General features: G+C 63.1%; 26 protein-coding genes and 1 riboswitch. Of the genes, 12 read left to right on the top strand and 14 right to left on the bottom strand.

The annotated features are described in order from the left end of the window. Positions 1-3 precede the first annotated feature (3 nt). Together ABGX75_RS08260 and ABGX75_RS08255 are read right to left on the bottom strand one after the other, a co-directional pair. Positions 4-729, bottom strand: a complete 726-nt coding sequence (locus ABGX75_RS08260; RefSeq protein ID WP_347410707.1) for a 3'-5' exonuclease — start codon at positions 727-729, stop codon at positions 4-6. A 7-nt stretch (positions 730-736) separates the two neighbouring features. Continuing rightward, positions 737-2,644, bottom strand: coding sequence for a DUF294 nucleotidyltransferase-like domain-containing protein (locus tag ABGX75_RS08255; RefSeq protein ID WP_011506281.1), 1,908 nt, complete (start codon positions 2,642-2,644; stop codon positions 737-739). Between the two features lie 177 nt (positions 2,645-2,821). Here ABGX75_RS08255 and ABGX75_RS08250 point away from each other — a divergent pair, with 177 nt between their 5' ends. Further along, a complete protein-coding gene (locus ABGX75_RS08250; RefSeq protein WP_011506280.1) occupies positions 2,822-3,463 on the top strand; it encodes a hypothetical protein in 642 nt (213 codons plus the stop codon). A gap of 81 nt (positions 3,464-3,544) precedes the next feature. Here the strand turns inward: ABGX75_RS08250 and rpoD are convergent, their stop codons facing one another. From rpoD to rpsU, 3 genes are all read right to left on the bottom strand, one after another. After that, positions 3,545-5,389 (bottom strand): RNA polymerase sigma factor RpoD, encoded by a 1,845-nt coding sequence (gene rpoD / locus ABGX75_RS08245; RefSeq protein ID WP_011506279.1) that lies wholly within the window; start codon positions 5,387-5,389, stop codon positions 3,545-3,547. A 218-nt stretch (positions 5,390-5,607) separates the two neighbouring features. Then, complete coding sequence (gene dnaG / locus ABGX75_RS08240; RefSeq protein WP_110061429.1) at positions 5,608-7,449, bottom strand: DNA primase; 1,842 nt, start codon at positions 7,447-7,449, stop codon at positions 5,608-5,610. A gap of 153 nt (positions 7,450-7,602) precedes the next feature. After that, positions 7,603-7,818, bottom strand: a complete 216-nt coding sequence (rpsU, locus tag ABGX75_RS08235) for a 30S ribosomal protein S21 (RefSeq protein WP_011506277.1) — start codon at positions 7,816-7,818, stop codon at positions 7,603-7,605. 231 nt (positions 7,819-8,049) lie between these two features. On the opposite strand from rpsU, the gene tsaD reads away from it, so the two are divergent. Beyond that, positions 8,050-9,081, top strand: coding sequence for a tRNA (adenosine(37)-N6)-threonylcarbamoyltransferase complex transferase subunit TsaD (tsaD, locus tag ABGX75_RS08230; protein ID WP_035411080.1), 1,032 nt, complete (start codon positions 8,050-8,052; stop codon positions 9,079-9,081). Here the strand turns inward: tsaD and ABGX75_RS08225 are convergent. Next, complete coding sequence (locus ABGX75_RS08225) at positions 9,062-9,679, bottom strand: glycerol-3-phosphate acyltransferase (RefSeq protein WP_258305787.1); 618 nt, start codon at positions 9,677-9,679, stop codon at positions 9,062-9,064. The genes tsaD and ABGX75_RS08225 overlap by 20 nt on opposite strands. 148 nt (positions 9,680-9,827) lie before the next feature. Here ABGX75_RS08225 and folB point away from each other — a divergent pair, with 148 nt between their 5' ends. The 4 genes from folB to ABGX75_RS08205 all read left to right on the top strand — a co-directional run bounded on the left by folB (position 9,828) and on the right by ABGX75_RS08205 (position 13,008). Beyond that, a complete protein-coding gene (gene folB, locus ABGX75_RS08220) occupies positions 9,828-10,181 on the top strand; it encodes a dihydroneopterin aldolase (RefSeq protein ID WP_110061430.1) in 354 nt (117 codons plus the stop codon). Continuing rightward, positions 10,178-10,696 carry a 2-amino-4-hydroxy-6-hydroxymethyldihydropteridine diphosphokinase gene (folK, locus tag ABGX75_RS08215; protein WP_110061431.1) on the top strand — a complete coding sequence of 173 codons (519 nt, stop codon included), beginning with the start codon at positions 10,178-10,180 and terminating at the stop codon, positions 10,694-10,696. Before folB ends, folK begins: the two co-directional genes overlap by 4 nt. A 142-nt stretch (positions 10,697-10,838) precedes the next feature. Further along, complete coding sequence (locus tag ABGX75_RS08210; protein WP_110061432.1) at positions 10,839-12,305, top strand: ATP-binding protein; 1,467 nt, start codon at positions 10,839-10,841, stop codon at positions 12,303-12,305. 19 nt (positions 12,306-12,324) lie between these two features. After that, positions 12,325-13,008 (top strand): response regulator, encoded by a 684-nt coding sequence (locus ABGX75_RS08205; RefSeq protein WP_011506271.1) that lies wholly within the window; start codon positions 12,325-12,327, stop codon positions 13,006-13,008. Positions 13,009-13,147: 139 nt separating this feature from the next. Here the strand turns inward: ABGX75_RS08205 and ABGX75_RS08200 are convergent, their stop codons facing one another. Next, positions 13,148-13,435 carry a hypothetical protein gene (locus ABGX75_RS08200; protein ID WP_035411096.1) on the bottom strand — a complete coding sequence of 96 codons (288 nt, stop codon included), beginning with the start codon at positions 13,433-13,435 and terminating at the stop codon, positions 13,148-13,150. Positions 13,436-13,723: 288 nt separating this feature from the next. Between ABGX75_RS08200 and ABGX75_RS08195 the strand changes: the two genes are divergently transcribed. Further along, on the top strand, positions 13,724-14,098 hold the full coding sequence (locus tag ABGX75_RS08195; protein WP_110061433.1) for a hypothetical protein: 375 nt from the start codon (positions 13,724-13,726) through the stop codon (positions 14,096-14,098). 20 nt (positions 14,099-14,118) lie between these two features. Here ABGX75_RS08195 and ABGX75_RS08190 read toward each other — a convergent pair whose 3' ends face one another. Continuing rightward, complete coding sequence (locus tag ABGX75_RS08190; RefSeq protein WP_279585937.1) at positions 14,119-14,670, bottom strand: class I SAM-dependent methyltransferase; 552 nt, start codon at positions 14,668-14,670, stop codon at positions 14,119-14,121. 259 nt (positions 14,671-14,929) lie between these two features. Between ABGX75_RS08190 and ABGX75_RS08185 the strand changes: the two genes are divergently transcribed. The 4 genes from ABGX75_RS08185 to ABGX75_RS08170 all read left to right on the top strand — a co-directional run bounded on the left by ABGX75_RS08185 (position 14,930) and on the right by ABGX75_RS08170 (position 18,014). After that, positions 14,930-15,313, top strand: a complete 384-nt coding sequence (locus ABGX75_RS08185) for a VOC family protein (protein ID WP_035411104.1) — start codon at positions 14,930-14,932, stop codon at positions 15,311-15,313. 25 nt (positions 15,314-15,338) lie between these two features. Then, on the top strand, positions 15,339-15,707 hold the full coding sequence (locus ABGX75_RS08180) for a membrane protein (protein ID WP_011506266.1): 369 nt from the start codon (positions 15,339-15,341) through the stop codon (positions 15,705-15,707). Positions 15,708-15,784: 77 nt separating this feature from the next. After that, positions 15,785-16,720 carry a lysophospholipid acyltransferase family protein gene (locus ABGX75_RS08175; RefSeq protein ID WP_035411675.1) on the top strand — a complete coding sequence of 312 codons (936 nt, stop codon included), beginning with the start codon at positions 15,785-15,787 and terminating at the stop codon, positions 16,718-16,720. Positions 16,721-16,835: 115 nt separating this feature from the next. Continuing rightward, on the top strand, positions 16,836-18,014 hold the full coding sequence (locus ABGX75_RS08170; protein WP_347410706.1) for a PQQ-dependent sugar dehydrogenase: 1,179 nt from the start codon (positions 16,836-16,838) through the stop codon (positions 18,012-18,014). Between the two features lie 7 nt (positions 18,015-18,021). Here the strand turns inward: ABGX75_RS08170 and ABGX75_RS08165 are convergent, their stop codons facing one another. Further along, on the bottom strand, positions 18,022-18,927 hold the full coding sequence (locus ABGX75_RS08165; RefSeq protein WP_347410705.1) for an NAD(P)-dependent oxidoreductase: 906 nt from the start codon (positions 18,925-18,927) through the stop codon (positions 18,022-18,024). A 98-nt stretch (positions 18,928-19,025) separates the two neighbouring features. Beyond that, positions 19,026-19,160: riboswitch (TPP riboswitch) on the top strand. A gap of 78 nt (positions 19,161-19,238) precedes the next feature. Here ABGX75_RS08165 and thiC point away from each other — a divergent pair. After that, positions 19,239-21,140, top strand: coding sequence for a phosphomethylpyrimidine synthase ThiC (gene thiC, locus ABGX75_RS08160; protein ID WP_179152690.1), 1,902 nt, complete (start codon positions 19,239-19,241; stop codon positions 21,138-21,140). A 75-nt stretch (positions 21,141-21,215) separates the two neighbouring features. Here thiC and cyoE read toward each other — a convergent pair whose 3' ends face one another. Genes cyoE through cyoA form a run of 5 tightly spaced genes read right to left on the bottom strand, consistent with a single transcriptional unit; the run spans position 21,216 to position 25,955 of the window. Further along, a complete protein-coding gene (gene cyoE / locus ABGX75_RS08155) occupies positions 21,216-22,103 on the bottom strand; it encodes a heme o synthase (protein WP_347410704.1) in 888 nt (295 codons plus the stop codon). Between the two features lie 10 nt (positions 22,104-22,113). Continuing rightward, complete coding sequence (gene cyoD, locus ABGX75_RS08150) at positions 22,114-22,443, bottom strand: cytochrome o ubiquinol oxidase subunit IV (RefSeq protein ID WP_035411119.1); 330 nt, start codon at positions 22,441-22,443, stop codon at positions 22,114-22,116. Beyond that, positions 22,443-23,060, bottom strand: a complete 618-nt coding sequence (cyoC, locus tag ABGX75_RS08145) for a cytochrome o ubiquinol oxidase subunit III (RefSeq protein ID WP_347410703.1) — start codon at positions 23,058-23,060, stop codon at positions 22,443-22,445. The genes cyoD and cyoC overlap by 1 nt, the downstream gene beginning before the upstream one ends. 2 nt (positions 23,061-23,062) lie before the next feature. Further along, entirely contained in the window at positions 23,063-25,042 is a 1,980-nt protein-coding gene (gene cyoB / locus ABGX75_RS08140; protein ID WP_347410702.1) for a cytochrome o ubiquinol oxidase subunit I, read from the bottom strand. A gap of 4 nt (positions 25,043-25,046) precedes the next feature. Beyond that, positions 25,047-25,955 (bottom strand): ubiquinol oxidase subunit II, encoded by a 909-nt coding sequence (cyoA, locus tag ABGX75_RS08135; RefSeq protein ID WP_347410701.1) that lies wholly within the window; start codon positions 25,953-25,955, stop codon positions 25,047-25,049. Positions 25,956-26,065: the final 110 nt, after the last annotated feature.

Below are 26,065 nucleotides of genomic sequence, written 5' to 3'. Positions count from 1 at the left end.
CGCTCAGTTCCATACCTCGCTCAACGGCGTGTCCGGGCGATAGTGATACGCGATCTGTGCCTGCAGCAGCTCCGCAGTGGCGAGGGCGTCGATCAGGGCATGGTGCGCCTGATAAGGCGGCAGCCCATAGCGCGTGCGACTGTCGGGCAGCCGGATCGAGGCCGGCGGACGCCCCATCCAGCGCCGAAAGCGTGCCCACAAGGGCTGACGGTGCAGGCGTGCTTCCAGCGACATGGTATCGATCACCGGGAAGTGGATCCCCTCGCCACGCCGCGCCTTGACGGCCGCATTCAGAAAGGTGCGTTCGATATGCCGGTAATGCACCACCATGACATGCCCGGCCATGGCCTCCAGCAGCTCGTCCAGGATCTCGTCGAGGTCCGGCGCCTGCTCGATCTCGGTGTGAGTGATGTGATGAAAAGTGATCGAGCGCTCGCTCAACGGGCGCGGCGGGCGCACGATCCAGTACCGGCGCTGCGCCATGCGGATACGCCGCAGGTCGAACGGCACCAGGCCGATACTGACGATGGCGTGACGCTGTTCATCGAGACCGGTGGTCTCCATGTCCATGGCCATCATCGGCACCTCGCCAAGCGGCGTGTCCGGTGCCGGCGCGCCGGCGGCGAAATACCGCTCGAGTGCCGGCACGCGCGTCTGCTCGCGACGTGCGGTGAAATAGTCCGCCCAGGTGGCAGGCGTTTTCGAATGGCGTGAGGACGATCTTTTCATTCACCGATCAGCGCTTCTGCGAGGGCATGGGATAACGGAACTTGAGGAACTTCTGCGCGTTGCTGAGGACCTGAAAGGCATCCTTGAGGTTGTGTCGCTCGCTGTCCGAGACGTTTTCGGGCTCGATGTCATTGTCCGGCTCGCGTTCTTCCTGGATATCGATGACCTGGTGGCGAATCCGCACCATGGCAATGAACTCCAGCGCATAGCGCAACCGCTCGCCGGAGTGACCGGCCAGCAGACGTGTCTTGGCGATGTCCTCGAGTCGCTCGAACGAGTTCTGTGCGCGAGATCCGCAGGCCAGCGCGTGTACGCGAATCAGGTCGACCAGCGGTGCCGTCCCGCGCCGTTTCAAGTTGATCGTATTGTTCTGCTTGCCGTCCTTTTCCATCACGAAGGTGCGGAAAAACCCCAGCGGCGGCGTACGATTCAAGGCATTGCGGGCCATCGCGGCCAGAAAGCGCGGGCGCTGGGAGGCACGCTCGGCAACCAGGTCCTGCAAGCGCTCGGCGAAAGCCTCTTCGCCGTGCACGCTGTCCAGGTCGAAGAAAATCGAGCTGTGCAGCAGCCGCTCGGCGTTGGGGTTGTCGATCCAGTCGCTGAAGTACTGCTGCCAGACGCGCAGCGGTTGCCGCCAGCGCGAGTTGGTGGCCATGACGTCGCCCTTGCAGTAACTGTATCCGCAGGCCGCCAGGCCGTCGCTGACACGCTGGGCCAGCGTCAGGAAGTACGCATCGTGCTGCTCCGGGTCGAAGCGGTCATCGAGTACCAGGGCGTTGTCCTGGTCGGTGACGATGGATTGCTCGTTGCGCGCCATCGACCCCAGCGCCATGAAACAATACGGCACCGGAGGCGGCCCCAGCTCTTCCTCGGCCAACTCCAGCAGACGCCGCGTGAAGCTGCGCCCGATGCTCGACAACGAGCTGCCCACCATCTGCGAGTTGTCGCCCTCGTTGACCATGCGCACGAATGCGGCCCGCACGTCCCCCTTCAAGGCCGCCAGGGCCTCGACGTTGGGCTGGCGGAAGATGTTATCCACGAGATAGAGGCTGCTGTTGGTTTCGTGGCGCACGATATCGGACAGATGCAGCACGCCGATCGGTCGCCGGCGATAGAGTACCGGCAAGTGGTGGATGTTGTTGCGCAGCATGCGCAGCATCGCCTCGTAGACCGACTCGTCGGACTGGATGGTGATCGGCCGATCGTCGATCAGTTGCCCCACCTGCGTGCTCGCCGGCAGTCCTTCGGCAAGCACCCGGTTGCGCAGATCGTGATCGGTGAGAATACCCACCATGCGGCGTGAGCGGCCATCATCGAGGGTGAAGGCGTGCGAATCGTCATCCGCTTGCGGAGCTGCCAGCACCAGCACTGACGAGGCGTTGTGCTCGCCCATGTGCTGTGCCGCCTCCTGTACCGTCGCATCGCTCTCCACCATCACCGGAGCACGCGAGGCCAGCTTGCGCACCTTGGTGACCAGCATCTCGTGCCCCTTGCGCTGCTGGTCGACGGTCGCCTCCAGGCGCGGACGTTCCACCTCGACGAAATCGGCGAAGTTTTCGTCCAGTTCACACAGCCGACGGAACATGGCATGGGGGATGAAGTAGATGAGCGTGTCTTCGATGGCACGCGCCGGAAAGCGCACGCGCTGATCGCGCAGCAGGTCGAACTGACCGAAGATATCGCCTTCGCTCAAGCGGTTGTAGAGGTCGCCGTTGCGCCGATACAGATCGATGGCCCCGCTACGGATATAGTGGAGGTGTTCGACGGCATCGTCATGGCGATAGATATCGGTGTCAGCCTGGAAGTACCCGACCTCGACCTGTCCTGCCAGCTCGTCGAGCAGGTCATCGGACAGTTGGTCGAAGGGCGGGAACTGTCCCATGTGCTGACGAATTTCCAGCAACTCTGCTTGCATGCGACTGGTCTCCGGCACTGGCAAGGGCAATGCCGGTAGTCTGAAAGCCGCCGTGTGTTCTGTAAAGCGCCACGCGCGGATAAGAAACAGCGTTTCCAAAAATTCGTTTTCTTGCTAAAATTACGCATTCGCCAACACAAGCCGCATCGCCGCCCAGACGAACGCCAGAGACGCCGTATGACTAACTCGCCACTTCCCTCCGAGGCCACCATCAGCTTCAAGGCCATTTGCTTTCGCGCATTTTGCTATATCTTGTTCGTCGCTGGGGCCATGCAGCTCGTCATGCTCGATGCCCAGTCGGGCGTCGACCGCTTCACCGAAACGTCGTTGACCGAACTCATGCAGTCGACGCTGCTCTTGCTCGGCGCCGTGATGATGGGCTATCTCCATCGCCGCCCGTCGGCCATTCCCCATGTCAGCCTGCTGATGGGCGCGTTTCTGTTCGCCTCTTACGTGCGCGAAAACGACTACTGGCTGGACCGCTATGTCTTCGACGGCGCCTGGCAGGTGATCGTGACCCTGGTGGTGGTGCCGGCGCTGTTCGTGGTCATCCGTCAGCGCCACGCCTTCGTCGCCGAATTCAAGTCGATTTCCAACAGCCTGGGACTCGGCATGTTCACCGCCGGCTTTCTCACCACCTACGTCTTCTCGCGGCTTTACGGTCGTTCGGAATTCTGGGAAGCCATGCTGGGCGACCATTACCAGCGCGTCATCAAGGACGCCGCCGAGGAAGTCACCGAACTGGCGGGCTACATGCTGCTCTTTTTCGCCTGCATCGAGCTGGTGCTCCTGCTGCGCCGTCGCGCCCGCGCCGCCTGACGACAACGCCACGACCGACCAAAAAAACCCGCGAGGAGGACCTCGCGGGTTTTTCATATCCGGCTTGCGCCCTTGCCCAACTTACTCGTCGAGGAAGGTGCGCAGCGGCTCGGAGCGTGAGGGGTGACGCAACTTGCGCAGTGCCTTGGCCTCGATCTGACGGATACGCTCGCGGGTGACATCGAACTGCTTGCCGACCTCTTCCAGCGTGTGGTCGGTGTTCATGTCGATGCCGAAGCGCATGCGCAGCACCTTGGCCTCGCGCGCGGTCAGACCGCCCAGCACGTTGCGGGTCGCCTCGATCAAGCCTTCGCCGGTCGCGGAGTCGATCGGCAACAGCATCGTGCCATCCTCGATGAAATCGCCGAGATGCGAGTCGTCGTCGTCGCCGATCGGAGTCTCCATGGAGATCGGTTCCTTGGCGATCTTGAGCACCTTGCGCACCTTGTCCTCGGGCATCTCGAGACGCTCGCCCAATTCTTCCGGTGTCGGCTCGCGCCCCATCTCCTGCAGCATCTGCCGCGACACGCGGTTGAGCTTGTTGATGGTCTCGATCATGTGCACCGGAATACGGATGGTGCGCGCCTGGTCGGCGATCGACCGCGTGATCGCCTGACGAATCCACCAGGTGGCATAGGTCGAGAACTTGTAGCCACGACGATACTCGAACTTGTCCACCGCCTTCATCAGGCCGATGTTGCCTTCCTGGATGAGATCCAGGAACTGCAGGCCACGGTTGGTGTACTTCTTGGCGATCGAGATGACCAGACGCAGGTTGGCCTCGACCATTTCCTTCTTGGCGCGACGCGCCTTAGCCTCGCCGATCGACAGGCGGCGATTGACTTCCTTGATGTGCGAGACCGGCAGCAGGACCATCTCTTCCTCGAAGCCGATCTTGCGCTGGGCACGCTGGATGTCGGCACGGAACGGCTCGAGACGATCGGCGAACTTGGTGTGCTTGGCCATGAACCGGTCCAGCCACTCGAGATCGGACTCGGCGCCCGGAAACGACCCGATGAAGGTCTTGCGCGGCACCTTGGCCTGCTTCACGAAGATCTGCATGATGGCCTTTTCCTGGCCGCGGATCTGCTCGACGCTGATCCGCACCTGGCCCACCAGACGCTCGAAATGCTTGGGCACCAGCTTGATCGGCGAGAACAGCTCGGCCAGACGGGCCTGCTCGGCGCTGGCTTCCTTCGAGCCGAGCCCGTGCTCTTCGATCGCGGCCTTGGCGCGCTCGTTCTGCTCACGGATCTGCTCGAAGCGTGCCCGCGCTTCTTCGGGGTCCGGGCCACCACCGGTTTCCTCTTCCTCGGCCTCGTCGTCATCCTCGGAGACGTCGCCGTCCGCGGCGCTCGGCTCGGGTTCGGGCTCGGGCACCTCCGCCTCGGCCACCCCGGGAATCCCTTCGTCGGGGTCGATGAAGCCGGAAAACAGGTCGGACAGCCGGCCCGGCGCTTCTTCATCCTGGGTGGCATCGTAAGCACTGAGAATGGAATCCACGGCGCCGGGCAAATAGGCCAGCGACGACATCACCTCACGGGTGCCTTCCTCGATACGCTTGGCGATTTCGATCTCGCCCTCGCGCGTCAACAATTCCACCGTGCCCATCTCGCGCATGTACATACGCACGGGATCGGTGGTGCGGCCGACATCGCTTTCCACCGCGGCCAGCGCGGCGACGGCTTCTTCCGCCGCCGATTCGTCGGCGGATTGATCGGACATCATCAGGGTATCTTCGTCAGGTGCTTCCTCGACGACGCTGATACCCATGTCGTTGATCATCGCAATGATGTCTTCCACCTGATCGGGATCGGCGATATCCTCGGGAAGGTGGTCGTTGACCTCCGCATAGGTCAGGAAGCCCTGTTCCTTACCCTGGGCGATCAACTCCTTCAGACGTGACTGCTGCGTATTTCCAGCCATAGAAACCCTATCTCGACAATGGAGCACCTGGAGGTGAACGGATCGAAACGCTGCTAAGCCTGCCAGTATAGCCGCTAAGGGCATTTTACTGCCAGTGTCGTATTTGTCTTGTCATCCAGGTGTGCTAGTGTGTTCGGCTACCTTTTCGATATTGCCTAGTAGATGGCGACGTTTTGCGGCAATTCAACCCGTCGCGCCAGGCATCCGTTCAAGCCGCTTCATGGCGGCCGAGCGCCTCCCTTGAGCTCCATCAGCAACTCGTTCAGCCGCTGACGCTCTTCCCTGGACAGACACTCCCCGGCCTGCGTCCGTGCCAGCAGGGCGTCATATTCCTCCTGTGGCGAGCGCTGCGAGTGGCGTCGACGCAACCCGTCGACCAGGCCCTCCACCTCGGCCCCTCGTGCCTCGCGGGGCATCAGGAGTTCGCGGCGCGCCAGCCAGGCCAGCCGCTCCCCCTCGGGTGTGCCATGAAAATGCGCCAGCAGGACCTGCGCGTTGCGATACCCGCCGGCGCGGATCAGGCGCACCACCTCATGACATAGCGCCCCGTCGCCCTCGCCGTCGGGGCACCAGTCGAGCGACTCGGGCAAGCGGCTCACCAGAGCGGGCTCATGCACCAGCAGGTGCAGCAGACGACCGACGAGCCCCAGGGCGCCATCACGCGCTCCCGCCTTCCTTGCGGGCGTCTCGCCTGCGTCCTCAGGAACGCTCGAGGCCTCGTCGACGCCCTCGTCATGCGGCGCCTGCGACGTGTCGGCACGCGCCAGCAAGGCCTGAAAATTGGCCTGCTCAACGCCCGTACGCTGCGAAAGCTCGCGCAACAGCAGAGATTTCAACACGCCCTCGGGCAAGCGTTCCAGAGCACGCAACACCGCCGTGGCAAAGCGCTCCCGGTCCTCGATCCGCTGGAGATCGCGCCCTTCCGCGGCCTGGTCGAACAGAAACTCCGAAAGCGGCGCGGCGCACAGCACGCGATTCTCGAACGCTTCCGCGCCCTCGCGACGCACCAGACTATCCGGATCATCGCCCTCCGGCAGAAACAGAAACCGCACCTGGCGCCCGTCGATCATCGACGGCAACACCGTCTCCAGCGCTCGGCGCGCTGCCTGTCGCCCGGCGCGATCGCCGTCGAAACAGAACACCACTTCGCCGACCAGCCGAAACAGGCGCTGCAGATGATCCTCGCTGAGCGAGGTGCCCAGCGTGGCGCAGGCATTGCGGATCCCGAACTGGGCCAGGGCCACGACATCCATGTAGCCTTCGACGACCAGCATCCGCTCCAGGCGCGCATTGGCCTGACGGGCCTCGTAAAGCCCGTACAGCTCGCGCCCCTTGTGGAAGACCGGAGTCTCGGGCGAATTCAGGTATTTGGGCTTGGCATCCCCGAGCACGCGACCGCCGAACGCAATGGTCCGCCCTTTCCAGTCGCGGATCGGAAACATCACCCGGTTGCGAAAACGGTCGTAGCTGCGCCCGGAATCCTCGCGGTGCACCAGCAGGCCGTATTCGATCTGCACCGCGTCACTGATGCCGCGCTCGGCCAGGTGCCGCTTGAGCGCTTCCCACTTGTCCGGGGCGAAACCAATCCCGAACTCACGCACGATATCGGCGGAAAGCCCGCGACGCTCGAGGTAATCGCGTGCATCGCCGCCTTCCGACATCGCCAGACGCTCGCGGAAAAAGCTCGCCGACAGCTCGAGCAGGTTGACCGCCTCCTCGCGCCGCCGTTCGCGCTGCTGAGCCTGAGGGTCGTCAGCCCCCTCGCGCGGCACGTCCAGCCCCAGCCGCGAGGCGAGCTGCTCGACCGCCTCGGGAAAGCGCAAATGATCGAATTCCATCAGAAAGCGTAGTGCATTGCCGTGCACGCCACATCCGAAGCAGTGGTAGAACTGCTTTTCGGCACTGACGGTGAACGAGGGCGACTTTTCCTGGTGGAAGGGGCATAGACCGCTGTAGTTGCGACCGGCCTTCTTGAGCTGAACGCGCTCGCCGACGATCTCGACCACATCGGTACGAGCCAGCAAATCATCGATGAAACGTTGGGGGATCTGTCCAGCCATGGCGGGGAGGCGCTCGACGAAACGTTGTCTGTATCGCGGGAATCGCGGAGCCAGGCATCGCGGAAACGGTGGGCCGGGAAAAACAAGCGGCCACCCGATGGCAGCCGCTTGGCGTCCCTCTAGGAAGCGACCGAAGTCACTTCACAGTACGGATCAGTACAACCGTTCGAAACGCTTACGCTCGCGCTGCAACTTCTTGGCATGACGCTTGACCGCTGCGGCGGCCTTGCGCTTGCGAACCGCAGTGGGCTTTTCATAGGTCTCGCGACGACGGACTTCGGAGAGAACGCCGGCTTTTTCGCAAGAACGCTTGAAACGCCGCAGAGCGACGTCGAACGGCTCGTTGTCACGTACTTTAACAGAAGGCATTAACCAATCACCTACCTTAGGGAAAGATGAGTTCGGATTGCACGCACACCTTGTCAGCACGTGTTCAGCGTATGCCGAACGGCATGACGGGTGCACGACCCAGTCTTGCAGAACGCAATATTCTAGTCGCCGTGGCAGCGCTTTGCAAAGCCTTTGCCACCGCCCCTGCCGCACGGCCCTGGAAAAGCGTAGAATGGCGACTTTCACGTGCCAGCGGGGAAGTGACGACACATGCGGGTATTGGGCATCGAGACCTCCTGCGACGAAACCGGCGTCGCCATTTATGACACCGAGCGCGGCCTGATCGCCGATGCGCTGCACAGCCAAATGGCCATGCACGCCGAATTCGGCGGTGTGGTCCCGGAACTCGCCTCGCGGGATCACACTCGCAAGCTGCTGCCGCTGATTCGCCAGGTGCTCGACGACGCCGAGCTGCGCGGCGACCAGCTAGACGCCATCGCCTACACGGCGGGCCCCGGCCTGGTCGGCGCGCTGATGGTCGGCGCCTCCACCGCGCACGGCCTGGCGCGCGCCTGGGACATCCCGGTACTCGGCGTGCATCACATGGAAGGCCATCTGCTGGCGCCGATGCTCGAGGCCGCGCCGCCCGACTTTCCCTTCGTGGCCCTGCTGGTGTCGGGTGGGCACACGCAGCTCGTCGAGGTCCACGGCCTGGGCCGTTACCGGCTGCTGGGCGAATCGGTCGACGATGCCGCCGGCGAGGCCTTCGACAAGGCCGCCAAGATGCTCGAACTGCCCTACCCTGGCGGCCCCCACGTCGCCCAGCTCGCCGAGCGCGGCGACCCGACCCGGTTTCGCTTTCCGCGCCCGATGACCGACCGGCCGGGGCTCGACTTCAGCTTTTCCGGTCTCAAGACCCACACCCTGACCACCGCCAACCAGCTCAAGGCGGCGGGCCCCCTCAGCGACCAGGACCGCGCCGACATCGCGCGCGCCTTCGAGGAAGCCGTCGTCGACACGCTGGTCATCAAGTGCCGGCGCGCCCTCGACACCACGGGCCTCAAGCGGCTGGTGGTGGCCGGCGGCGTCAGCGCCAATCATCGCCTGCGCGAGCGCCTGGACCGGGAAACCGCCAAGCGCCAGGCCCAGGCGTTCTACCCGCGCGGACGCTTCTGCACCGACAACGGCGCAATGATCGCTTATGTCGGCGCACAACGCCTGCTGGCCGGGGAGCGCGACGACGCGACGATGCAGGCCACGCCGCGCTGGCCGCTGGCGTCGCTCACTCCTCCGGCGGCTTGATCCTCTCCTCGCGCTTCAGGCCGGGCTCACCCCCCTGCCCCAGGCGGCGAATGTTCCAGGCATGACGTACCAGCACCAGGGCCGAAAAGACACTCACCACCAGCGTCGCCTCGCGCGCCAGCCAATAGCTGGCCAAAGGGGCGAGCAGGGCCGCGGCCAGTGATGCCACCGCGGCGGTGCGCGAACGCCAGGCCAGCAGCGCCCAGCACAGGGCGCAGACCCAGGCCACTGGGGTCGCGATCATCAGCAAGACCCCGAAGGCGCTCGCCACGGCCTTGCCGCCACGCCCGCGATGCCAGAGCGGATAACTGTGCCCCACCAGCACCGACAGGCCCACGGCTCCCTGCGCCCATATCGGCAGCGCTTCGCGCTGCGCGACCCACAGCACCGGCATTGCCTTGGCCGCGTCGACGCCCAGCGTCAGCGCGGCCGGCACGACGCCATGCAGTCGCAGCACGTTGGAAAACCCCGGATTGCGCGACCCGGCATGGCGAGGATCGCGCCTGCCGAGCGCACGACACACCCAGACGGCGCCAAGCAGCGACCCGCTCAGGTAACCGGCCAGGACCAGAGCTGTCATGGACAGCGGTGATGACACGAGCGGCTCTCCCTCAATAGGCGGCAACGAGATGTGCCCTGACCATGATTCTGCCACCTCCATGGCGTACAATCGACGCTTTGCGACGCCGTGAAGTGTCGACGATCCTTCACGACATGACCGCCCGCTAAGAGAGTGAGGACACGCCGTGGATCACGTGCTGATCGAGGCGCTGGAAGTGGACACCGTCATCGGTGTCTATGACTGGGAGCGCACCATTCGACAACGGCTACGCCTGGATCTCGAACTGGCCACCGACATCCGGCCCGCCGCACAAGCCGACGACATTCACTTGACCCTGGACTATGCGGCCATCAGCGAGCGCATCGCCAGTTTCGCCGACGCCCACCATTTCGCCCTGGTCGAGACCTTCGCCGAGCGGCTTGCCGACACCCTGCGCCAGGAATTCGCGATTGACTGGCTGCGACTGAGCGTGCGCAAGCCCGGCGCGGTCGCCAATGCCGCGAGCGTAGGCGTACGCATCACACGGGGGCAGGCATGACACTGGTGACGGTAAGCATCGGCAGCAACATCGATCGCGAGCGCCACGTCCTGGCCTGCCTCGATGCCATTGCCGAGACGTTCGGCGAGCCTCGTGTCTCGCGCGTCTTCGAAAGCGAGCCGGTCGGCTTCGAGGATGGGCGCAATTTCTACAACCTGGTCGCGGCCTTCCATGCCACGCGCCCGGTCGGCGAACTGCAGGCCTGGTGCAAAGAGATCGAAGCTGCCAACGGGCGACTGCCGGGGAGCCCCAAGTTCAGCCCCCGCACCCTGGATATCGACCTGCTCACGGTCGGCGACCAGTGCGGCCACATCGATGGCGTCGAACTGCCGCGCGACGAGATCCTGCACCACGCCTTCGTGCTGTGGCCTCTCGCGGAGCTGCTGCCCGATACGCCCCACCCCGAGAACGGCCGCACCTATGCCGAACTCTGGGCACGCTTCACGACTGGAGACCAGCACCTGTGGCCGGTCACCTTCGACTGGCACGGCCGCCCGGTGTCGCGCCCCGACTGACACCTGGCGCGCCATCGTCGTTGCATATTGATTGCACATTGCATGACGTCTCCTTGCGCGAGCGCTTGCCATGCTGGCCGGGCGATCAGCCGTCACCAGGCTGTCCGGCCAGCACCGCCCACTCGCCCGACACGAGCCCGCCATGAGCCCACGGTTGCGTTTCAAGCGTCCCCGCATCGCACGCATCAGCCTCAAGCTGTTCGCGGCGATCCTGCTGACCAATGTCCTGATCGGCGGCATGAGCTTTCTGCTCATCGCACGCAGTCTCGATCAGGGCTTCATCGACTACTTGGAGCGCACACAGGCGAATCGAGCCGATACCCTGGCCACCGCCCTCGCCGAGCGCTGGCAGGAGCATGGTGACTGGCGCTGGCTGCGCGACGACCCCCGCGCCTGGCATCGGCTGGTGCGCAATCAGTTGTGGCCGGGCGAGCGCCAGCCTCCCAGCGGAATCGATCGTGAGCTCAGCGATGCCCGCGATTTCGTGGTACTCGACGCCGACGGCCGCGTCGTCATCGGCCGCCCGCTGCCACCGCGCACGCCGCCGCCGGGCGAGGAGCCGCCACCGCAGCCGCGTTTCATCGACATTCAGCATCGCGGGCAGACCGTCGGCCAGCTGGGGTATCTTCCCCCGGCACAACTCATGGCACGCATGGATCGCGTCTTCCTGCAGCGTCAGCTGCGCAACATGACGATCATCGTCGCCTCGCTGTCGGTCGCCTCGTTGCTGCTGGCCGCGGGCCTGGCCTGGTGGCTGGGCCGGCGTGCCAGGGAAATGACCGAGGCCACCCGGCGCATGACCCAGGGCGACTTCACCGTGCGCCTGCCCGAGCGGGGGCGTGACGAACTGTCCCGTCTCTCCGCCGACTTCAACGTCCTCGCCGAGACACTGGAGGCCAATCGCCGCCATCGTCAGCAGTGGGTCGCCGACATCGCCCACGAGTTGCGCACCCCTCTCGCCGTGCTGCGCGGCGAGATCGAAGCGATCGAGGACGGCATACGTCCGCTCGGTGACGACACGCTGGCCTCGCTGGCGCAGGAAGTCGCTCAACTCGAACGCCTGGTGGACGATCTGCGTCTGCTCGCGCAAAGCGATGCGGGCGCACTGGATATCTATCTCGCCCCACACGACCTGGCAGCGCTCTTGCGTGGGCGTCTCGAGGAAGCGCAAGGCTGGCTGGGCGCGCGCGGCATCACGCTCGATGCCGAGATCGGCACGGCCCCGGCACCGGTGCGTGCCGACCCCCAGCGTCTGCGCCAGCTCTGGAGCAACCTGCTGAGCAATACTTGTGCCTATACCGATGCACCGGGACAGCTGCGCATACGCCTCATGCGCCATGCCGACCGCATCGAAATGACGTGGGAAGACAGCGCTCCCGGCGTTGCCGATGCCGACCTGCCGCGCCTGACCGAGCGTCTTTATCGTGTCGAGGGCTCGCGCAACCGACGCAGCGGCGGTAGCGGCCTGGGTCTGGCGATTGCCAATGCGCTGGTCACGGCGCATGGCGGCACGCTGACCCCCTCGGCATCGCCGCTTGGGGGACTTCGCTGGACGCTCACCTTCCCGGTGCGTCACGACGACGATGTTCTCGAGCACGACATGCCATGAGCCACGCCTGGAGACAGCCATGAACGACACCATTCTGATCGTCGAGGACGAACCCAAGATCGCGCGCCTGGTCGCCGATTACCTCCAGCAAAGCGGTTATGCCACGCATCACCTGGCACATGGCGACGAGGTCATGCCGTGGCTTGCGGATCATGCCCCGGCCCTGATACTGCTCGACTTGATGCTGCCCGGCACCGACGGCTTGACCCTGTGCCGCCGGATCGGCGATCAGTACCCGGCCTTGCCCGTGATCATGCTGACCGCACGTGTCGAGGAGGTCGACCGACTGCTGGGACTGGAGCTGGGTGCCGACGACTACATCTGCAAACCGTTCAGCCCGCGCGAGGTAGTGGCACGAGTCAAGGCCGTGCTCCGCCGCCTGCACCCCCAGACCGAGGAGGCCGCCACGCCAGCACCGCTGAGCCTGGACGAGGACGGCTGGCGCGCCCTGGCGCAAGGCACCGACCTGGGCCTGACCGCCGTCGAATTCCAGTTGCTCAAGGTCATGATGCAGGCGCCCGGACGCATCTTCTCGCGCGACCAGTTGATGGATCACATGTATCGCGACCATCGCATCGTCTCCGAGCGAACCGTGGACAGTCATATCAAGAAATTGCGCCGCAAGATCGCCGATGCCTATCCCGAGCGCGACATCATCCATTCCGTATATGGCGTCGGGTATAAATACCAGCCCGACTCCTGACAGGGCACTCCACCAACCAGGCACTGCTGCGCACCACCACGCGCTGCACACACGAAAACGCCCCCGCTGCGAGTCGCAGCGGGGGCGTTTTCGATGTGCCAGCGGACATGACGCCGCCCGAAGGCGACGTCCGTGCGGCTTACCAGTCGGCGCGATGGCCGAGTTTCGGCTGGTCCGCCGTATTGCTGGGCAGGTCGGTCTGCTTGGTGTTGGTGACCGAGATGTAATGCTCGGCCTTCGCGATGCCCACGCTATCGGCACCGGAAGTATCCAGCTGTTGATAGTCGACGGAGAATTGCGTGACCGGCTGGCCGACATTCAGGGCCTCATGGTTGACCTGCAAGGCTTCGCTGGAGGCAAAGCTTGCATGTGCGGCCACCGGCAGTGCGGCGAGTGCAATAGCGGAGATCAGAATACGTGCTTTCATGGACTTGCTCCTTGACTGTCTGTGTCAATGTTCGCTTTCGAACGTTGCGTGAACTATATAGCAAGCTAACAATGAACGCAATAATAAAGTTCTCAATCGCTACCATAGCGTTCATCTATCCAGCCAGGAAGAAGTATGCAGAACAAGAAACTGCTTACATGACGATATCGTAGGCATTATTCACTCCCGCACCGAGTGACGCTTGCATGTCCTTGCATTTCAGCAACGCCCTCGCCATCACGAAAATTTCGAAAACGAAAATCGAATGAATCATCACTTGCACGCTGCTTGCGCGACGCCCTTCGCGAGCGTCTGCACTCGGTGCTCAGTGGCGAACAGCTGCGCGTACTGGCCCTGCTGACGCCACCACACTCCGAACGCCAGGAAAGGCTCGTGCGCGAGCATCAAGAAATGCTGGAGGCCCTGGTGGCCAGTTGGCGACTCGATGACGCTCAGCGCGCCGACTTTCGGGATGCCCGCGCGGCCTTCCGCGACACACTGCGTCAGTGGCGTGACAATGCCGGGAAGCCGGATCGCAACGCCTGGCTGACGGCGCGGGAGGACTATCGGCAGTCGCTGGAGGAAATCTTCACGCCGGCACAGATGGCGGTGCTCGACGACATGCTGCCCACCCTGCGCAAGGTACCGCGACACGCCATGTGACGCGCCACGCGCCTTCGGACTCAGCTCCGAAGGCGCTGCATGAGGACCACGTCGTTGCGTGGAAAGCTCACCGACAGGCCATGGCGCTCGGCCAGATAGTGAAAGCTGCGCTCGGCGAAGAAGCACACATGAGTCGGGTCGCGCATGTAGCGCCATGCAGCCAGGTCCTGCACCAGGTCACTGCGTTGGGTCATGATCCCCAGCCAGCCCCCGACACGTAATCGCGCGATCACCTCGGCCAGCGCGTCCCCCGGTGCATGCAGATGCTCGACCACCTCGGTGGCGGTGATGACATCGAACTCACGCTGCCACACCTCGGGAAATGGCGCGTAGAAGGGGTCGTACAACGCCATGTGATGCCCGGCTTCTTCGAGCATGACCGAGAGCGTCGGCCCGGGACCACAGCCGAAGTCGAGCCCTTGTGCGGCGGGAGGCAGGCGCTCCAGCAGCGGGTCGCACAGGCGCGACAGGAAGCGACGATATCCCGCGTCGTGGGGGAAGTTCTGGTGGAGATCGTAGACCGCGCGCTCCTCGGCGGCACTGGGCAACGATGCCGGGGAGACGAAAATCAAAGCGCATCGTGGACAGCGGTAATACATCCGCGGTGGCGCCCCCGCCACACGCCGGGCATGCGGCATTGCGCACAAGGGGCAGACCGACTCACCGTCATGCATCGGGGCATCTCCTTCGTTCGTCATCCGCCAGCGAACCGTCATGCAACGTCATCGCGCTCTTCCGACTGGATGACACGGGCATCGAACGTGCATGATATCCCTGCCCTCGCGGCAAGACCGTCACTTTCCGTGCACCTCATGCTATGGACACTTCGCCATGCTCAATGCCATCGACCATGTGGTGGTCACCGTTACCGACCTCGAACTCAGCATCGATTTCTACACACGCGTGCTGGGTCTCGACGCCCATTATCACGATGCGACGCGCACCGATCTGTGTCTGGATGGCTTTGCCCTGCGGTTGCATGGCCCCGAGGCCTCCGCCGCACGTCCGGCCGAGTCGCCCGTCCCCGGCAGCCAGACACTCGGCTTTCGCAGCTCTCTGCCCCTCGCCGAGGTGAAGGCACACCTCGAGGCCCTGGCCATTCCCATGGAGCTTGCCCCTGGGGCGACACCAGACGACATCGAGACGTGGTCGTCACTTTACGTACGCGATCCAGACGGTAACCTTATCGAGATTTCTCGACCGCGTCGCCGCTGAAGCGACATGACAGGAGGCACCGCCCATGCAGGAAGACACGTCCCCCATCGAGCGCGACCCGCAAGGCCCAGCGGACGGCAAGATCGCCCTGATCATCTACGTCCTGATCCTGGCGGGATTCGCCGTGGGCATCACGCCCTTGATCGGCGTGGTCATGGCGTATGTCTATCGCGGCAACGGCCCCGTCTGGCTCGATGCTCACTATCGCTATCAGATCCGCACCTTCTGGATCGGTGTGCTGTACTTCGTGCTGGCTTCCGTGTTGAGCCTGATCGCCGTGGGCTTCGTGCTCTACGTACTGCTCGCCATCTGGGTAGTGGTACGCTGCGTCAAGGGATTTCAGGCGCTCAACGAACATCGCGCGCCCGCGAATGTCGATAGCTGGCTCTGGTAACCGGCACCATGCGCCTCGGCGCATGATGCACAATCCGTATAATGCGAGCCCAACGGCTTGCCGTCACCGATGATGTCATGAGTTCGAAATCCAACGATGTTTCTCCTCCCTTGCGTGCGCGTGCCATCGCCGGGTTGTGGCGTGGCCTCGCCAGATTGACGCCGCGCCGCCTGTGGCAACTGGCACGCCTGATCGGGCCGCTGATCCTGGCGTTCAGTCGTCGCGAACGAGAGGTCACGCGCGCCAACCTCCAGCATGTCTATCCCGACATGACGACCGCCGTGCGCCGCAACTTGACGCGCCGCAGCCTGGTGCACTCCTCGGCGACCATGCTGGAGCTGGGGTTCGCCTGGATGGCCGCCCCGAGCCGCGTCGAAACCGCCATCCGCCAGGTCCACGGACGCGAGCTGCTCGATGACGCCCGCGCCCAGGGACGCGGCGTGATCGTGCTGGCGCCGCACTTCGGCAACTGGGAGGTCCTCAACTTCTGGCTTTCCAGCCATTTTCCGTTCACGGCCATGTACGAACCGCCCAAGATCGCCGCCCTCGATCCTGTGATTCGTGGCGGGCGCGAGCGCATGGGCGCTCAGCTCGTGCCGACCAATCCCCGGGGCGTGGCGTCGCTGCTCAAGGCACTCAAACGCTGCGAGGCAGTCGGTATCCTGCCGGACCAGGAACCCAGCTGGGGCAGCGGCGTGTTCGCCGACTTCTTCCAGCGCCCCGCCTATACCGCCACCCTGCTGCCCAAGCTGGTCGCTCGCACCGAGGCGCGCGTGGTCACCGGCATCGCCCGGCGTCTACCGGATGGCGAGGGCTTCGCGATCCACTTTCTGGCCGCCGATGACCGCGTGTACGCCAGCGACGAAACGCAGTCGGCCACTGGCGTCAACGCCAGCGTGGAAGACGCCATCGCCCTGGATCCCGCCCAGTACCAGTGGGAATACAAACGCTTTCGCAAGACACCGCAGCAGGCCGCCCAGGACCCCGATTTCAAGCGTTTCCGCATCTACTAGGCCTGGCTGCCACCCGCCCGGTCACCGAGCGTCGCATGCATGTCGTCCGAACGGGGTCCGATGGCGCCCGGGCGTCTACACTGGGCAAGAACGACCCCAGTCCAAGGAGCAGTCCATGCCCCTGCGAACCGCATTCCACCGGCTCGGCCGAGGCTCACTGGCATGCCTCGGTCTCGGGCTCGGCGCCATCATGAGCGCTTCCGGCCAGGCGCAGTCGCTGACACCGACATCCGTGGCGGGCAGCGAACAGCGCGCGCAAGTGCCCGAGGGCGCCACTCTGACCCATCTGGTCTCGCTGAGTGCACCGCGCCTGATCAGCATCGGTCCCGACAATGAAATGTTCATCGGCACCCGGGCGGGGCGCCTGTATCGCCTCAAGCCGCCGTATACGAGCGTCGATGCGGAAGTGGCGCTGTCCGGCTATCCGCATAGTGCCGTGGTGCATCGGGGATACCTGTATGTCGCCACGACCGACCGGCTGCTGCGCGCGTCCTATGCGCCGGATCGGCGTCTCGAGGACGTGGCGTTCGAAGAAGTCGCCGCTCTGCCCGGCGGTGGCGGGCACAGCTCGCGCACCTTGTCCGTGGGGCCCGATGGACGGCTCTACGTGGCACTCGGCATTCAAGGCAATTGTTCGCCGCAGCGCGTCTCGGAGGACGTTGCCTTCGAGGATCGCCGAGGCGGAGTCATGGCGCTCGACCCGACACGGTCGACACCCGAATGGACGCCCTACGTCAGCGGACTGCGCAATCCCATCGGCATGGCCTGGAGCCCCGAAGGGGTGCTGTATCTCAACAATAACGGCCCCGACCATTGGGGCTACGAGGCGCCCCCCGAATTGCTGGTGCGCGCCGAGGCCGGCAGCTTTCACGGCATGCCGTGGTATCAGTGGAACGACGGTGCCTGGCAGCGCGATGACTGCATCGACTCGACGCCCCCCACACCCGGCGACGCGCTCGCACCGCCGGTCGCTACCTTCGCCGCCCGCAGCGCCCCCATGGGATTGACGTTCTTGCCCGCCGACAACCCCTGGAAGCTGGACATGATCAGCGCCATCCATGGCAGCTGGGCCACCCAGGCCGCCGGCGGCCCCGCTTCTCGGCGACCGCCCAAGATCGTCGGCATACGGCTCGCGACCGACGGCCGCCAAGGCACGGTGACCGACCTGGTGGGCGGTTTCCAGGCGGAGAATGGCGAGCGCTGGGCCCGCCCCACCGGGGTCGCCTATCACGATGGTGCGCTGTATTTCACCTCCGACAGCGGCGAGGCCGGCCTGTATCGTCTGACGCCATGAGGTCGGGCTAGCGCGTGTCCAGGTGGGCCTGGCGCGCGGCCACCTCGGCGAGCCCCGACCAGTCCTTCTCGCCATCGCCGTGCGCCAGGGCATCGAGCAGCCGATCGCGCACCGCGCTACCCAGCGGCAAGGCGACATGCCGCTCATCTCCCGCACGCAGGGCCAGTCCGACATCCTTGTGGCCCAGGCGCATCGTGAAGCCGGCGGGCTCGAAGCGTGCTTCGGCGATCATCTTGCCGTAGCCCTGATAAGCCGGCGAGGCGAAGAGCGTATTGGTGACCACATCGAGAAAATCGCTGGCCTCGATGCCGTATGCACGTGTCAGCGTCGAGGCCTCGGCCATCGATTCGATGGCGGTGGCGAGCATGAAGTTCGCCGCGATCTTGACCACGTTGGCACGCTCCGGCGACTCGCCCAATGTCCATACGGCTTGGCCCATGGCGTCGAGCACGGACCGGACCCGCTCGAGCTGGGCCGGATCACCGGCAGCGATGATGTTGAGCTTGCCCGCTGCCGCCACGTCCGGACGTCCGAGCACCGGCGCGGCGATGTAGGCCACGCCCAGGCGGTCGTGCAGTGCCGTCATGCCACGCGCAAAGGCCACCGACACCGTGGCCATGTTGATATGCACGCTGCCCTTTTTCATCGCCTCGACGGCCTTGCTCTCGATCAGTACCTGATGCGCCGCCTGATCGTCCGCCAGCATGCTGACCAGCACCTCGTGACGCGCCGCATCCGCAGGCGTCTTGGCTGCCTTGGCGCCTTTCCGAGTCAAGGCCTCGACGGCTTCGGTGGAGCGGTTCCACACCGTAACCTCATGCCCTGCCTCGAGTAGCTGACTCGCCATTCCACACCCCATGGCACCCAGTCCAATGAAACCGATCTTCATGCGATTGCTCCTTGAATGCTGCATTCCGTCGAACAAACTAGCACGCTAAAAATATACGGGACCCACGCCTCGTTACACGATAGGGGGCTTTCATCCCGGGCGACGCTTGCTACACTCTAGCCGATAGCTTGACGGGGTGCCGGTGGAACCGGCTGAGATCGTCCTGCGCCGCGACTCATACGAAGCGCGGCGCCACGACGGATCCCGACGAACCTGATCCGGCTAGTACCGGCGTAGGGATCAAGCGGAGACCGCGGGATACGACGACACGCCCATGCCGGTTTCCTCTCCTGCGCTGTGCGCCGGCTTGACCCAAGTCTCGTCCTGGAGCACATATGACATCCCCTCAGTTTCTCTCCGACACCGCGCACGTCGATGCCTCGGCCATTCGTCCGCTGCCCGGTTCATGCAAGCGATACGTTCAGGGCTCGCGGCCGGACCTGCGCGTCCCCTTCCGTGAAATCGCCCTGTCGCCGACCACGACCTCCGGCGCCGCCGAAGAGAATCCACCGCTGCTGGTCTACGATACCTCGGGGCCGTACACCGATCCCGAGTGCGCCATCGACCTGCGCAAGGGCCTCCCGGCCCTCAGAAAGGACTGGATCGACGAGCGCGACGACACTCGATGGCTCGACGGCCCCACCAGTCGCTACGGGCAGCGCCGCGCCAACGACCCGAGGCTCGCACCGCTGCGCTTCGACCTGACCCGCACGCCGCGGCGAGCCAAGGAAGGTCGCAACGTCACTCAGTTGCATTACGCGCGCCAGGGCATCATCACGCCGGAGATGGAGTTCATCGCCATCCGCGAGAATCAGCGTCGTCAGGCGCTGGGTTCCGAGGAAGTCGAACGCATCCTCGGCCACCAGCACCCGGGCCAGGGGTTCGGTGCACGCCTTCCGGAGGAGATCACGCCGGCATTCGTGCGGGATGAAGTCGCCCGCGGCCGGGCGATCATCCCCTGCAACATCAACCACCCGGAGTCCGAGCCGATGATCATCGGCCGCAACTTCCTGGTGAAGATCAACGGCAACCTCGGCAATTCGGCGGTGACCTCGTCCATCGAGGAAGAGGTCGACAAGATGACCTGGGGCATCCGCTGGGGCGCGGACACGATCATGGATCTTTCCACCGGCCAGAACATCCACGAGACGCGGGAATGGATCATCCGCAACTCGCCGGTGCCCATCGGCACGGTGCCGATCTATCAGGCGCTGGAGAAGGTCGGTGGCGTGGCCGAGAACCTGACCTGGGAGATCTTCCGCGACACCCTGATCGAGCAGGCGGAACAGGGCGTGGACTACTTCACCATCCATGCCGGCGTACGCCTGCATCACGTGCCGATGACGGCCAGGCGCGTCACCGGCATCGTCTCCCGGGGCGGCTCGATCATGGCCAAGTGGTGCCTGTACCACCACCGGGAAAGCTTCCTCTACACCCACTTCGAGGACATCTGCGAGATCATGAAGGCCTACGACGTCGCGTTCTCGCTGGGTGACGGCCTGCGTCCCGGTTCCATCGCCGATGCCAACGACGAGGCCCAGTTCGCCGAGCTGGAAACCCTGGGCGAGTTGACGCAGCTCGCCTGGAAGCACGACGTGCAGGTGATGATCGAGGGCCCCGGCCATGTCCCGATGCACCTGATCAAGGAGAACATGGACAAGCAACTGGCGTGCTGCGAGGAGGCGCCGTTCTACACGCTCGGACCGCTGACCACCGACATCGCCCCCGGCTACGATCACATCACTTCGGGCATCGGCGCGGCACAGATCGGCTGGTACGGCTGTGCCATGCTCTGCTACGTCACCCCCAAGGAGCACCTGGGCCTGCCCAACAAGGACGACGTCAAGACCGGCATCATCACCTACAAGATTGCCGCCCATGCTGCCGACCTCGCCAAGGGGCACCCCGGCGCGCAACGCCGCGACAATGCGCTGTCCAAGGCGCGCTTCGAATTTCGCTGGGAAGATCAGTTCAACCTGGGGCTCGATCCGGATACGGCACGCGCCTTCCATGACGAGACACTGCCCAAGGACTCGGCCAAGGTGGCACACTTCTGCTCGATGTGCGGACCGAAGTTCTGCTCGATGAAGATCAGCCAGGAAGTGCGCGACGCCGTCTCCCGGGAGGGGGACTGGAGCGACCCGCTCGAGAACACCCAGGAGGCCATCGAACAAGGCCTGGAGGAACAGGCCGAACGCTTCCGCCGCTCGGGAAAAACGCTCTATCGGAAGGTGTGAGCCGCAAGACGTCGGCAACATGAAAAAAGCCACGCTGTTACAGCGTGGCTTTTCAGTATCGGAGCACGTTCGGGATCAACGCAGCGATGTCATCAGCACTTCGGTCTCCGTGACCTGAAAGTCGATCGACATCATGATGCTCAGTGCCGTGATGGTGAATATCGAGAAGATGAACACCTTCTTGGCCCAGACCTGATCGTCACCGGCGCGATAGCCGCGAAGCGCCATGACGAGCCAGTAAAGCCCCATGGCCGCCGCGACCGCGAAGTAACCATACCCGGCATAGCCTCCCAGCGTGAGCATCAGGGTCGCCCCCAGAAACGCCAGGATGTACCAGAAGATATGATGCTTCGCCGCCCGTACACCGCGCTCGACCGGCAGCACGGGGATCGACGCCGCGCGATAGTCGTGAAAGCGGAAGATGGCGATCGCATAGGAATGCGGCATCTGCCACAGACAGAAGATCAAGAGCAGGGTCAAGGCACCCAGGTCGAATTGCCCGCTGACGGCACAGTAGCCCACCACCGGTGGTGCCGCGCCGGACAGGCTGCCTACCAGCGTCCCATAGATGGAATGCCGTTTCAGATACAGGCTGTACAACCCGACATAGACGACGAAACCGAGCAGAGCGAACGCCGTCGCCAATGCATTGGTGCCGAACCACAGGACAGAGAAGCCCGCGACCCCCAGCACACCACCGTAGGCCAGGGTGACGCCGGGCGGGATCAAGCCCTGCACCGTGACACGTCCCTGGGTGCGCTCCATGAGCCGGTCGATATCGCGATCGATATAGTTATTGAACGCACAGCCGGAAGCGATCACCAGCGCGATCCCCACCACCGTGGCCAGCAGGAGCATGACGTCCACGCTGCCCTGCGAGGCCAGGAAGAAGCCCCCGGCCACGGAGATCAGGTTGCCGAAGATGATCCCCGGCTTGGTCAGCGACAGGTAGGCCTTGTACATCACCTGGCGATCACATCAAGTTGAGGCGCAGGTTGTGCATGATCCATATAGACCCTCCAATGATTAGCCCCAGAATTACCGCAGTGAAGAAGAAGAATCCTCCCGATTCACGTCCCTCTTGCGTTTTCAATTCAAGATGCATGAACAGGATCAACTGGACCAAGATCTGCAAAACGGCCATAAAGATGATTGTGACGATTGTCGCCGTGGTACCGAAGCCACCCAGCATGACCACGCCGAAGGCCACGAGCGTCAGTATGATCGATAGAATCAGGCCGATTACATAGGTCTTGACGCTGCCGTGGTTGCCACTGTCGTGGGAAGCATGTGTGTCGCTCATTACAGAACTCCCATCAGATAGACGAAGGTGAAGACACAGATCCACACGATATCCAGGAAGTGCCAGAACAGACTGAGGCACATGATACGCGGCCGCGTCTTGTCGTTAAGACCCTTCGTGTAAAGCTGGACGATCATCACCAGCATCCAGATCAGGCCGAAGGCCACGTGAAGACCGTGCATGCCGACCAGGGTGAAGAAGGAGGATAGGAAAGCACTACGATCCGGTCCGAAGCCTTCGGCAATCAGATGATAAAATTCATAGATTTCCAACCCGATGAAGCCGGCACCCAGCAAGAAGGTGATGCCCAGCCATCCTTTCACCTGCGCCAAACGATCGGCATGCATGGCCAGTACAGCCATGCCATAGGTAAAACTACTGAATAGCAGCAGGAAAGTACTGATCAAAATCAGCGGGAGCTCGAAGATATCGGCCCCGGAGGGGCCGCCCGCCGTGCCATTCATTAGCACGGCATAAGTGGCAAAAAGGCTCCCGAAGATGACCAGGTCACTCATCAGGTAGATCCAGAAGCCGAATACCTTCATGCCACTGGCATCGTGGTGCTCATGCCCGTCATGGGCATGAGCGTCATGCTGATTCAAGGTTTGCGTCGTCATGATTACGCCTGCATCTCCAGCCGTTTATGGTGCTCGCGCTCAATACGTTCGACTTCTGCCGCCGGGACGTAGTAGTCAATGTCGTCATTGAAGACACGGAACATGAAGGCCACGAACATGCCAATCGCGCTGACACCGACCAGCCACCAGATATGCCAGACCAGCGCAAAACCGAACGCGATGCTGATCAGACCGATGACAGGTCCCGCCACGGTGTTCCTGGGCATGTGGATGTCTTCGTACTGCGTCGGCTTGTCCGCCGCCATGCCTTTTTCTTTCTTCGCTTCCCAGAAGGCATCGATGGAGCCGACATGGGGCAGATGCGCGAAGTTGTAGAACGGCGCCGGTGAAGACGTGGACCACTCCAGGGTACGCGCATCCCACGGATCGCCGGTGATATCGGCGTTCTTCTTGCGATCGCGGATACTGACGATGAACTGGATCACGGTGCAGGCGATACCGAACAGGATGCACACGGCACCGACCCACGCCACGATCATCAGCGGCTGCCATTCGGGGTTCGCATAGGACTGCATACGACGCACCGCGCCCATGAAGCTCAGGATGTAGAGCGGCATGAAGGCCAGGTAGAAGCCGACGATCCAGAACCAGAAGGAGCGCTTGCCCCACTTTTCATCGAGCTTGAAGCCGAACGCTTTCGGGAACCAGTAGGTCAGGCCCGCCAGCATGCCGAACACCACGCCGCCGATGATGACGTTGTGGAAGTGGGCGATGACGAACAAGCTGTTATGCAGCACGAAGTTCGCGCCCGGTACCGCCAGCATCACACCCGTCATGCCACCGATGGTGAAGGTGATGATAAAGCCCAGTGTCCACAGAACCGGCGACGTGAACTCCAGCCGACCGCGATACATGGTGAACAACCAGTTGAAGATCTTCACCCCGGTCGGAATGGCGATGATCATCGTCGCGATCCCGAAGAACGCGTTGACATCGGCACCGGCACCCATGGTGAAGAAGTGGTGCAACCATACCGTGAATGACAGGAAGGCGATGACCACAGTCGCCCAGACCATGGTGTTGTAGCCGAACAAGCGCTTCTTGGCGAAGGTCGCGATGACCTCGGAGAACACCCCGAACGCCGGCAGGATGAGAATGTACACCTCAGGATGGCCCCAGGCCCAGATGAGGTTGACGTACATCATCATGTTGCCGCCCATATCGTTCGTGAAGAAGTGCATCCCCAGGTAACGATCGAGTGTCAGCAGCGCGATGGTCGCGGTCAGAATCGGGAACGATAGAATGATCAGTACATTGGCGCACAACGACGTCCAGGTGAAGATCGGCATGCGGAACATCGTCATGCCCTTGGTACGCATCTTCAGGATGGTGACGAAGAAGTTGATCCCCGTCAGGGTGGTGCCGATACCTGATATCTGCAGCCCCCATATCCAGTAATCGACCCCCACACCGGGACTGTACTTTATCCCCGACAAAGGTGCGTAAGCCAGCCAACCGGTCCGACCGTACTCGCCGATCAACAGCGAAATCATGGTCAACGCCACGCCCGCGACGAACAGCCAGAAACTCAGGTTGTTCATGAACGGGAACGCGACGTCACGTGCGCCGATCTGCAGCGGCACCACCAGGTTCATCAGACCGATGACCATGGGCATGGCGACGAAGAAGATCATGATCACGCCGTGGGCGGTGAAAATCTGGTCATAGTGTTCGGGAGGCAGGTAGCCCTCTGCTCCCCCGGCGGCCAGGGCCTGCTGGGTCCGCATCATGATGGCGTCGGCAAAGCCGCGTAGCAGCATGACCAAGGCCACGAGGAAATACATGATCCCCAGTTTCTTGTGGTCGACGGAGGTCAACCACTCCGTCCACAGCCACTTCCACTTCTTGAAATACGTCAGCAAACCGACGATGGCCAAGCCACCGAGCGCCATGACGATAGCCGTCACGACGAGGATCGGCTCGTGATAGGGAATATCGTCGAGTCCAAGTTTTCCGAACATAATGTTACTCCGCTGCCTCTGCGCTCATGGCCGTCTCGCCATGACCGCCACCGTGTCCACCTTGCCCATTGCCACCGTGGAAACTGTCGACGATGTCGTGGTACAGGCCGGACGATACGTCGGAGAAATATTCCACCGGATGGTCCGTGGACGGTTCCGCCAACTCTTGGTAGCTCCCATCGTAAGAGAGCGTTTCGGATGACTGCCCCACCTTGTCGACCCAGGCATCGAAATCATCCTGCGACATGGCGCGTGCATCGAAGGTCATCTCCGAGAAGCCCTCGCCACTATAATTGGAAGATTTGCCGGCGTAGACGCCTGCTTCATTGGCGACTAGATAAACGTCGTTATCCATGCCCGCCATGGCATAGATCTGACTGCCCAGGGTAGGAATGAAGAACGAGTTCATCACCGATGCCGAGGTCACTTTGAAATGCACCGGCACATCGACCGGCATGGCCACTTCGTTGACCGTTGCGATGCCTTGTTCGGGGTAGATGAACAGCCACTTCCAATCCAAGGAGACGACCTGTACTTCCATGGTCTCGGCGTCGGATTCGATTGGCTTGTTCGGATCCAGCGAATGTGACGTTTTCCAGGTAATGATCCCCAGAAACAGGATGATTACGCAGGGTATGAGCCACACGAAGACTTCGATCTTGTTGGAGTGCGCCCAGTCCGGCATGTACTTGGCGGCATGATTGCTATGCCGATATTTCCAAGCGAAAACCACCGTCATGATGAGGACGGGGATCACCACGATCATCATCAGCCAGAAGGCAGTAATGATCAGCGATTTCTGTTCCACCCCGATCTGGCCCTTCGGATCCACCAGCGCCGCGTCGCAGCCACTCAGCAACACTGCGATCAGGGGTAGGATACCGAGCCATCCCAGGTTCTTCTTCATTCTCATTGCATGGCCTCACTCAAGCATGGGAAGACGTTGCAGCGCTTGCTCATTGAATGATTTCCTCCGCTAGCGACCCGTTACTCCAGCAGTCGGGCGGGGAGGCATTTTCACCA

Source organism: Chromohalobacter sp., assembly GCF_039830575.1.
GTDB classification, from domain to species: Bacteria; Pseudomonadota; Gammaproteobacteria; order Pseudomonadales; family Halomonadaceae; genus Chromohalobacter; species Chromohalobacter israelensis.
The sequence above is the reverse complement of the archived record's forward strand: the minus strand, read 5'-3'. Positions and strand labels throughout refer to the sequence as shown.

Bases quoted from the DNA above. Each gene is read 5' to 3' on its own strand.
- ABGX75_RS08260 (WP_347410707.1), bottom strand. From the start codon at position 729: ATGAAAAGATCGTCCTCACGCCATTCGAAAACGCCTGCCACCTGGGCG.
- ABGX75_RS08255 (WP_011506281.1), bottom strand. From the start codon at position 2,644: ATGCAAGCAGAGTTGCTGGAAATTCGTCAGCACATGGGACAGTTCCCG.
- ABGX75_RS08250 (WP_011506280.1), top strand. From the start codon at position 2,822: ATGACTAACTCGCCACTTCCCTCCGAGGCCACCATCAGCTTCAAGGCC.
- rpoD (WP_011506279.1), bottom strand. From the start codon at position 5,389: ATGGCTGGAAATACGCAGCAGTCACGTCTGAAGGAGTTGATCGCCCAG.
- dnaG (WP_110061429.1), bottom strand. From the start codon at position 7,449: ATGGCTGGACAGATCCCCCAACGTTTCATCGATGATTTGCTGGCTCGT.
- rpsU (WP_011506277.1), bottom strand. From the start codon at position 7,818: ATGCCTTCTGTTAAAGTACGTGACAACGAGCCGTTCGACGTCGCTCTG.
- tsaD (WP_035411080.1), top strand. From the start codon at position 8,050: ATGCGGGTATTGGGCATCGAGACCTCCTGCGACGAAACCGGCGTCGCC.
- folK (WP_110061431.1), top strand. From the start codon at position 10,178: ATGACACTGGTGACGGTAAGCATCGGCAGCAACATCGATCGCGAGCGC.
- ABGX75_RS08210 (WP_110061432.1), top strand. From the start codon at position 10,839: ATGAGCCCACGGTTGCGTTTCAAGCGTCCCCGCATCGCACGCATCAGC.
- ABGX75_RS08205 (WP_011506271.1), top strand. From the start codon at position 12,325: ATGAACGACACCATTCTGATCGTCGAGGACGAACCCAAGATCGCGCGC.
- ABGX75_RS08200 (WP_035411096.1), bottom strand. From the start codon at position 13,435: ATGAAAGCACGTATTCTGATCTCCGCTATTGCACTCGCCGCACTGCCG.
- ABGX75_RS08185 (WP_035411104.1), top strand. From the start codon at position 14,930: ATGCTCAATGCCATCGACCATGTGGTGGTCACCGTTACCGACCTCGAA.
- ABGX75_RS08180 (WP_011506266.1), top strand. From the start codon at position 15,339: ATGCAGGAAGACACGTCCCCCATCGAGCGCGACCCGCAAGGCCCAGCG.
- ABGX75_RS08175 (WP_035411675.1), top strand. From the start codon at position 15,785: ATGAGTTCGAAATCCAACGATGTTTCTCCTCCCTTGCGTGCGCGTGCC.
- ABGX75_RS08170 (WP_347410706.1), top strand. From the start codon at position 16,836: ATGCCCCTGCGAACCGCATTCCACCGGCTCGGCCGAGGCTCACTGGCA.
- ABGX75_RS08165 (WP_347410705.1), bottom strand. From the start codon at position 18,927: ATGCAGCATTCAAGGAGCAATCGCATGAAGATCGGTTTCATTGGACTG.
- thiC (WP_179152690.1), top strand. From the start codon at position 19,239: ATGACATCCCCTCAGTTTCTCTCCGACACCGCGCACGTCGATGCCTCG.
- cyoE (WP_347410704.1), bottom strand. From the start codon at position 22,103: ATGTACAAGGCCTACCTGTCGCTGACCAAGCCGGGGATCATCTTCGGC.
- cyoD (WP_035411119.1), bottom strand. From the start codon at position 22,443: ATGAGCGACACACATGCTTCCCACGACAGTGGCAACCACGGCAGCGTC.
- cyoC (WP_347410703.1), bottom strand. From the start codon at position 23,060: ATGACGACGCAAACCTTGAATCAGCATGACGCTCATGCCCATGACGGG.
- cyoB (WP_347410702.1), bottom strand. From the start codon at position 25,042: ATGTTCGGAAAACTTGGACTCGACGATATTCCCTATCACGAGCCGATC.
- cyoA (WP_347410701.1), bottom strand. From the start codon at position 25,955: ATGAGAATGAAGAAGAACCTGGGATGGCTCGGTATCCTACCCCTGATC.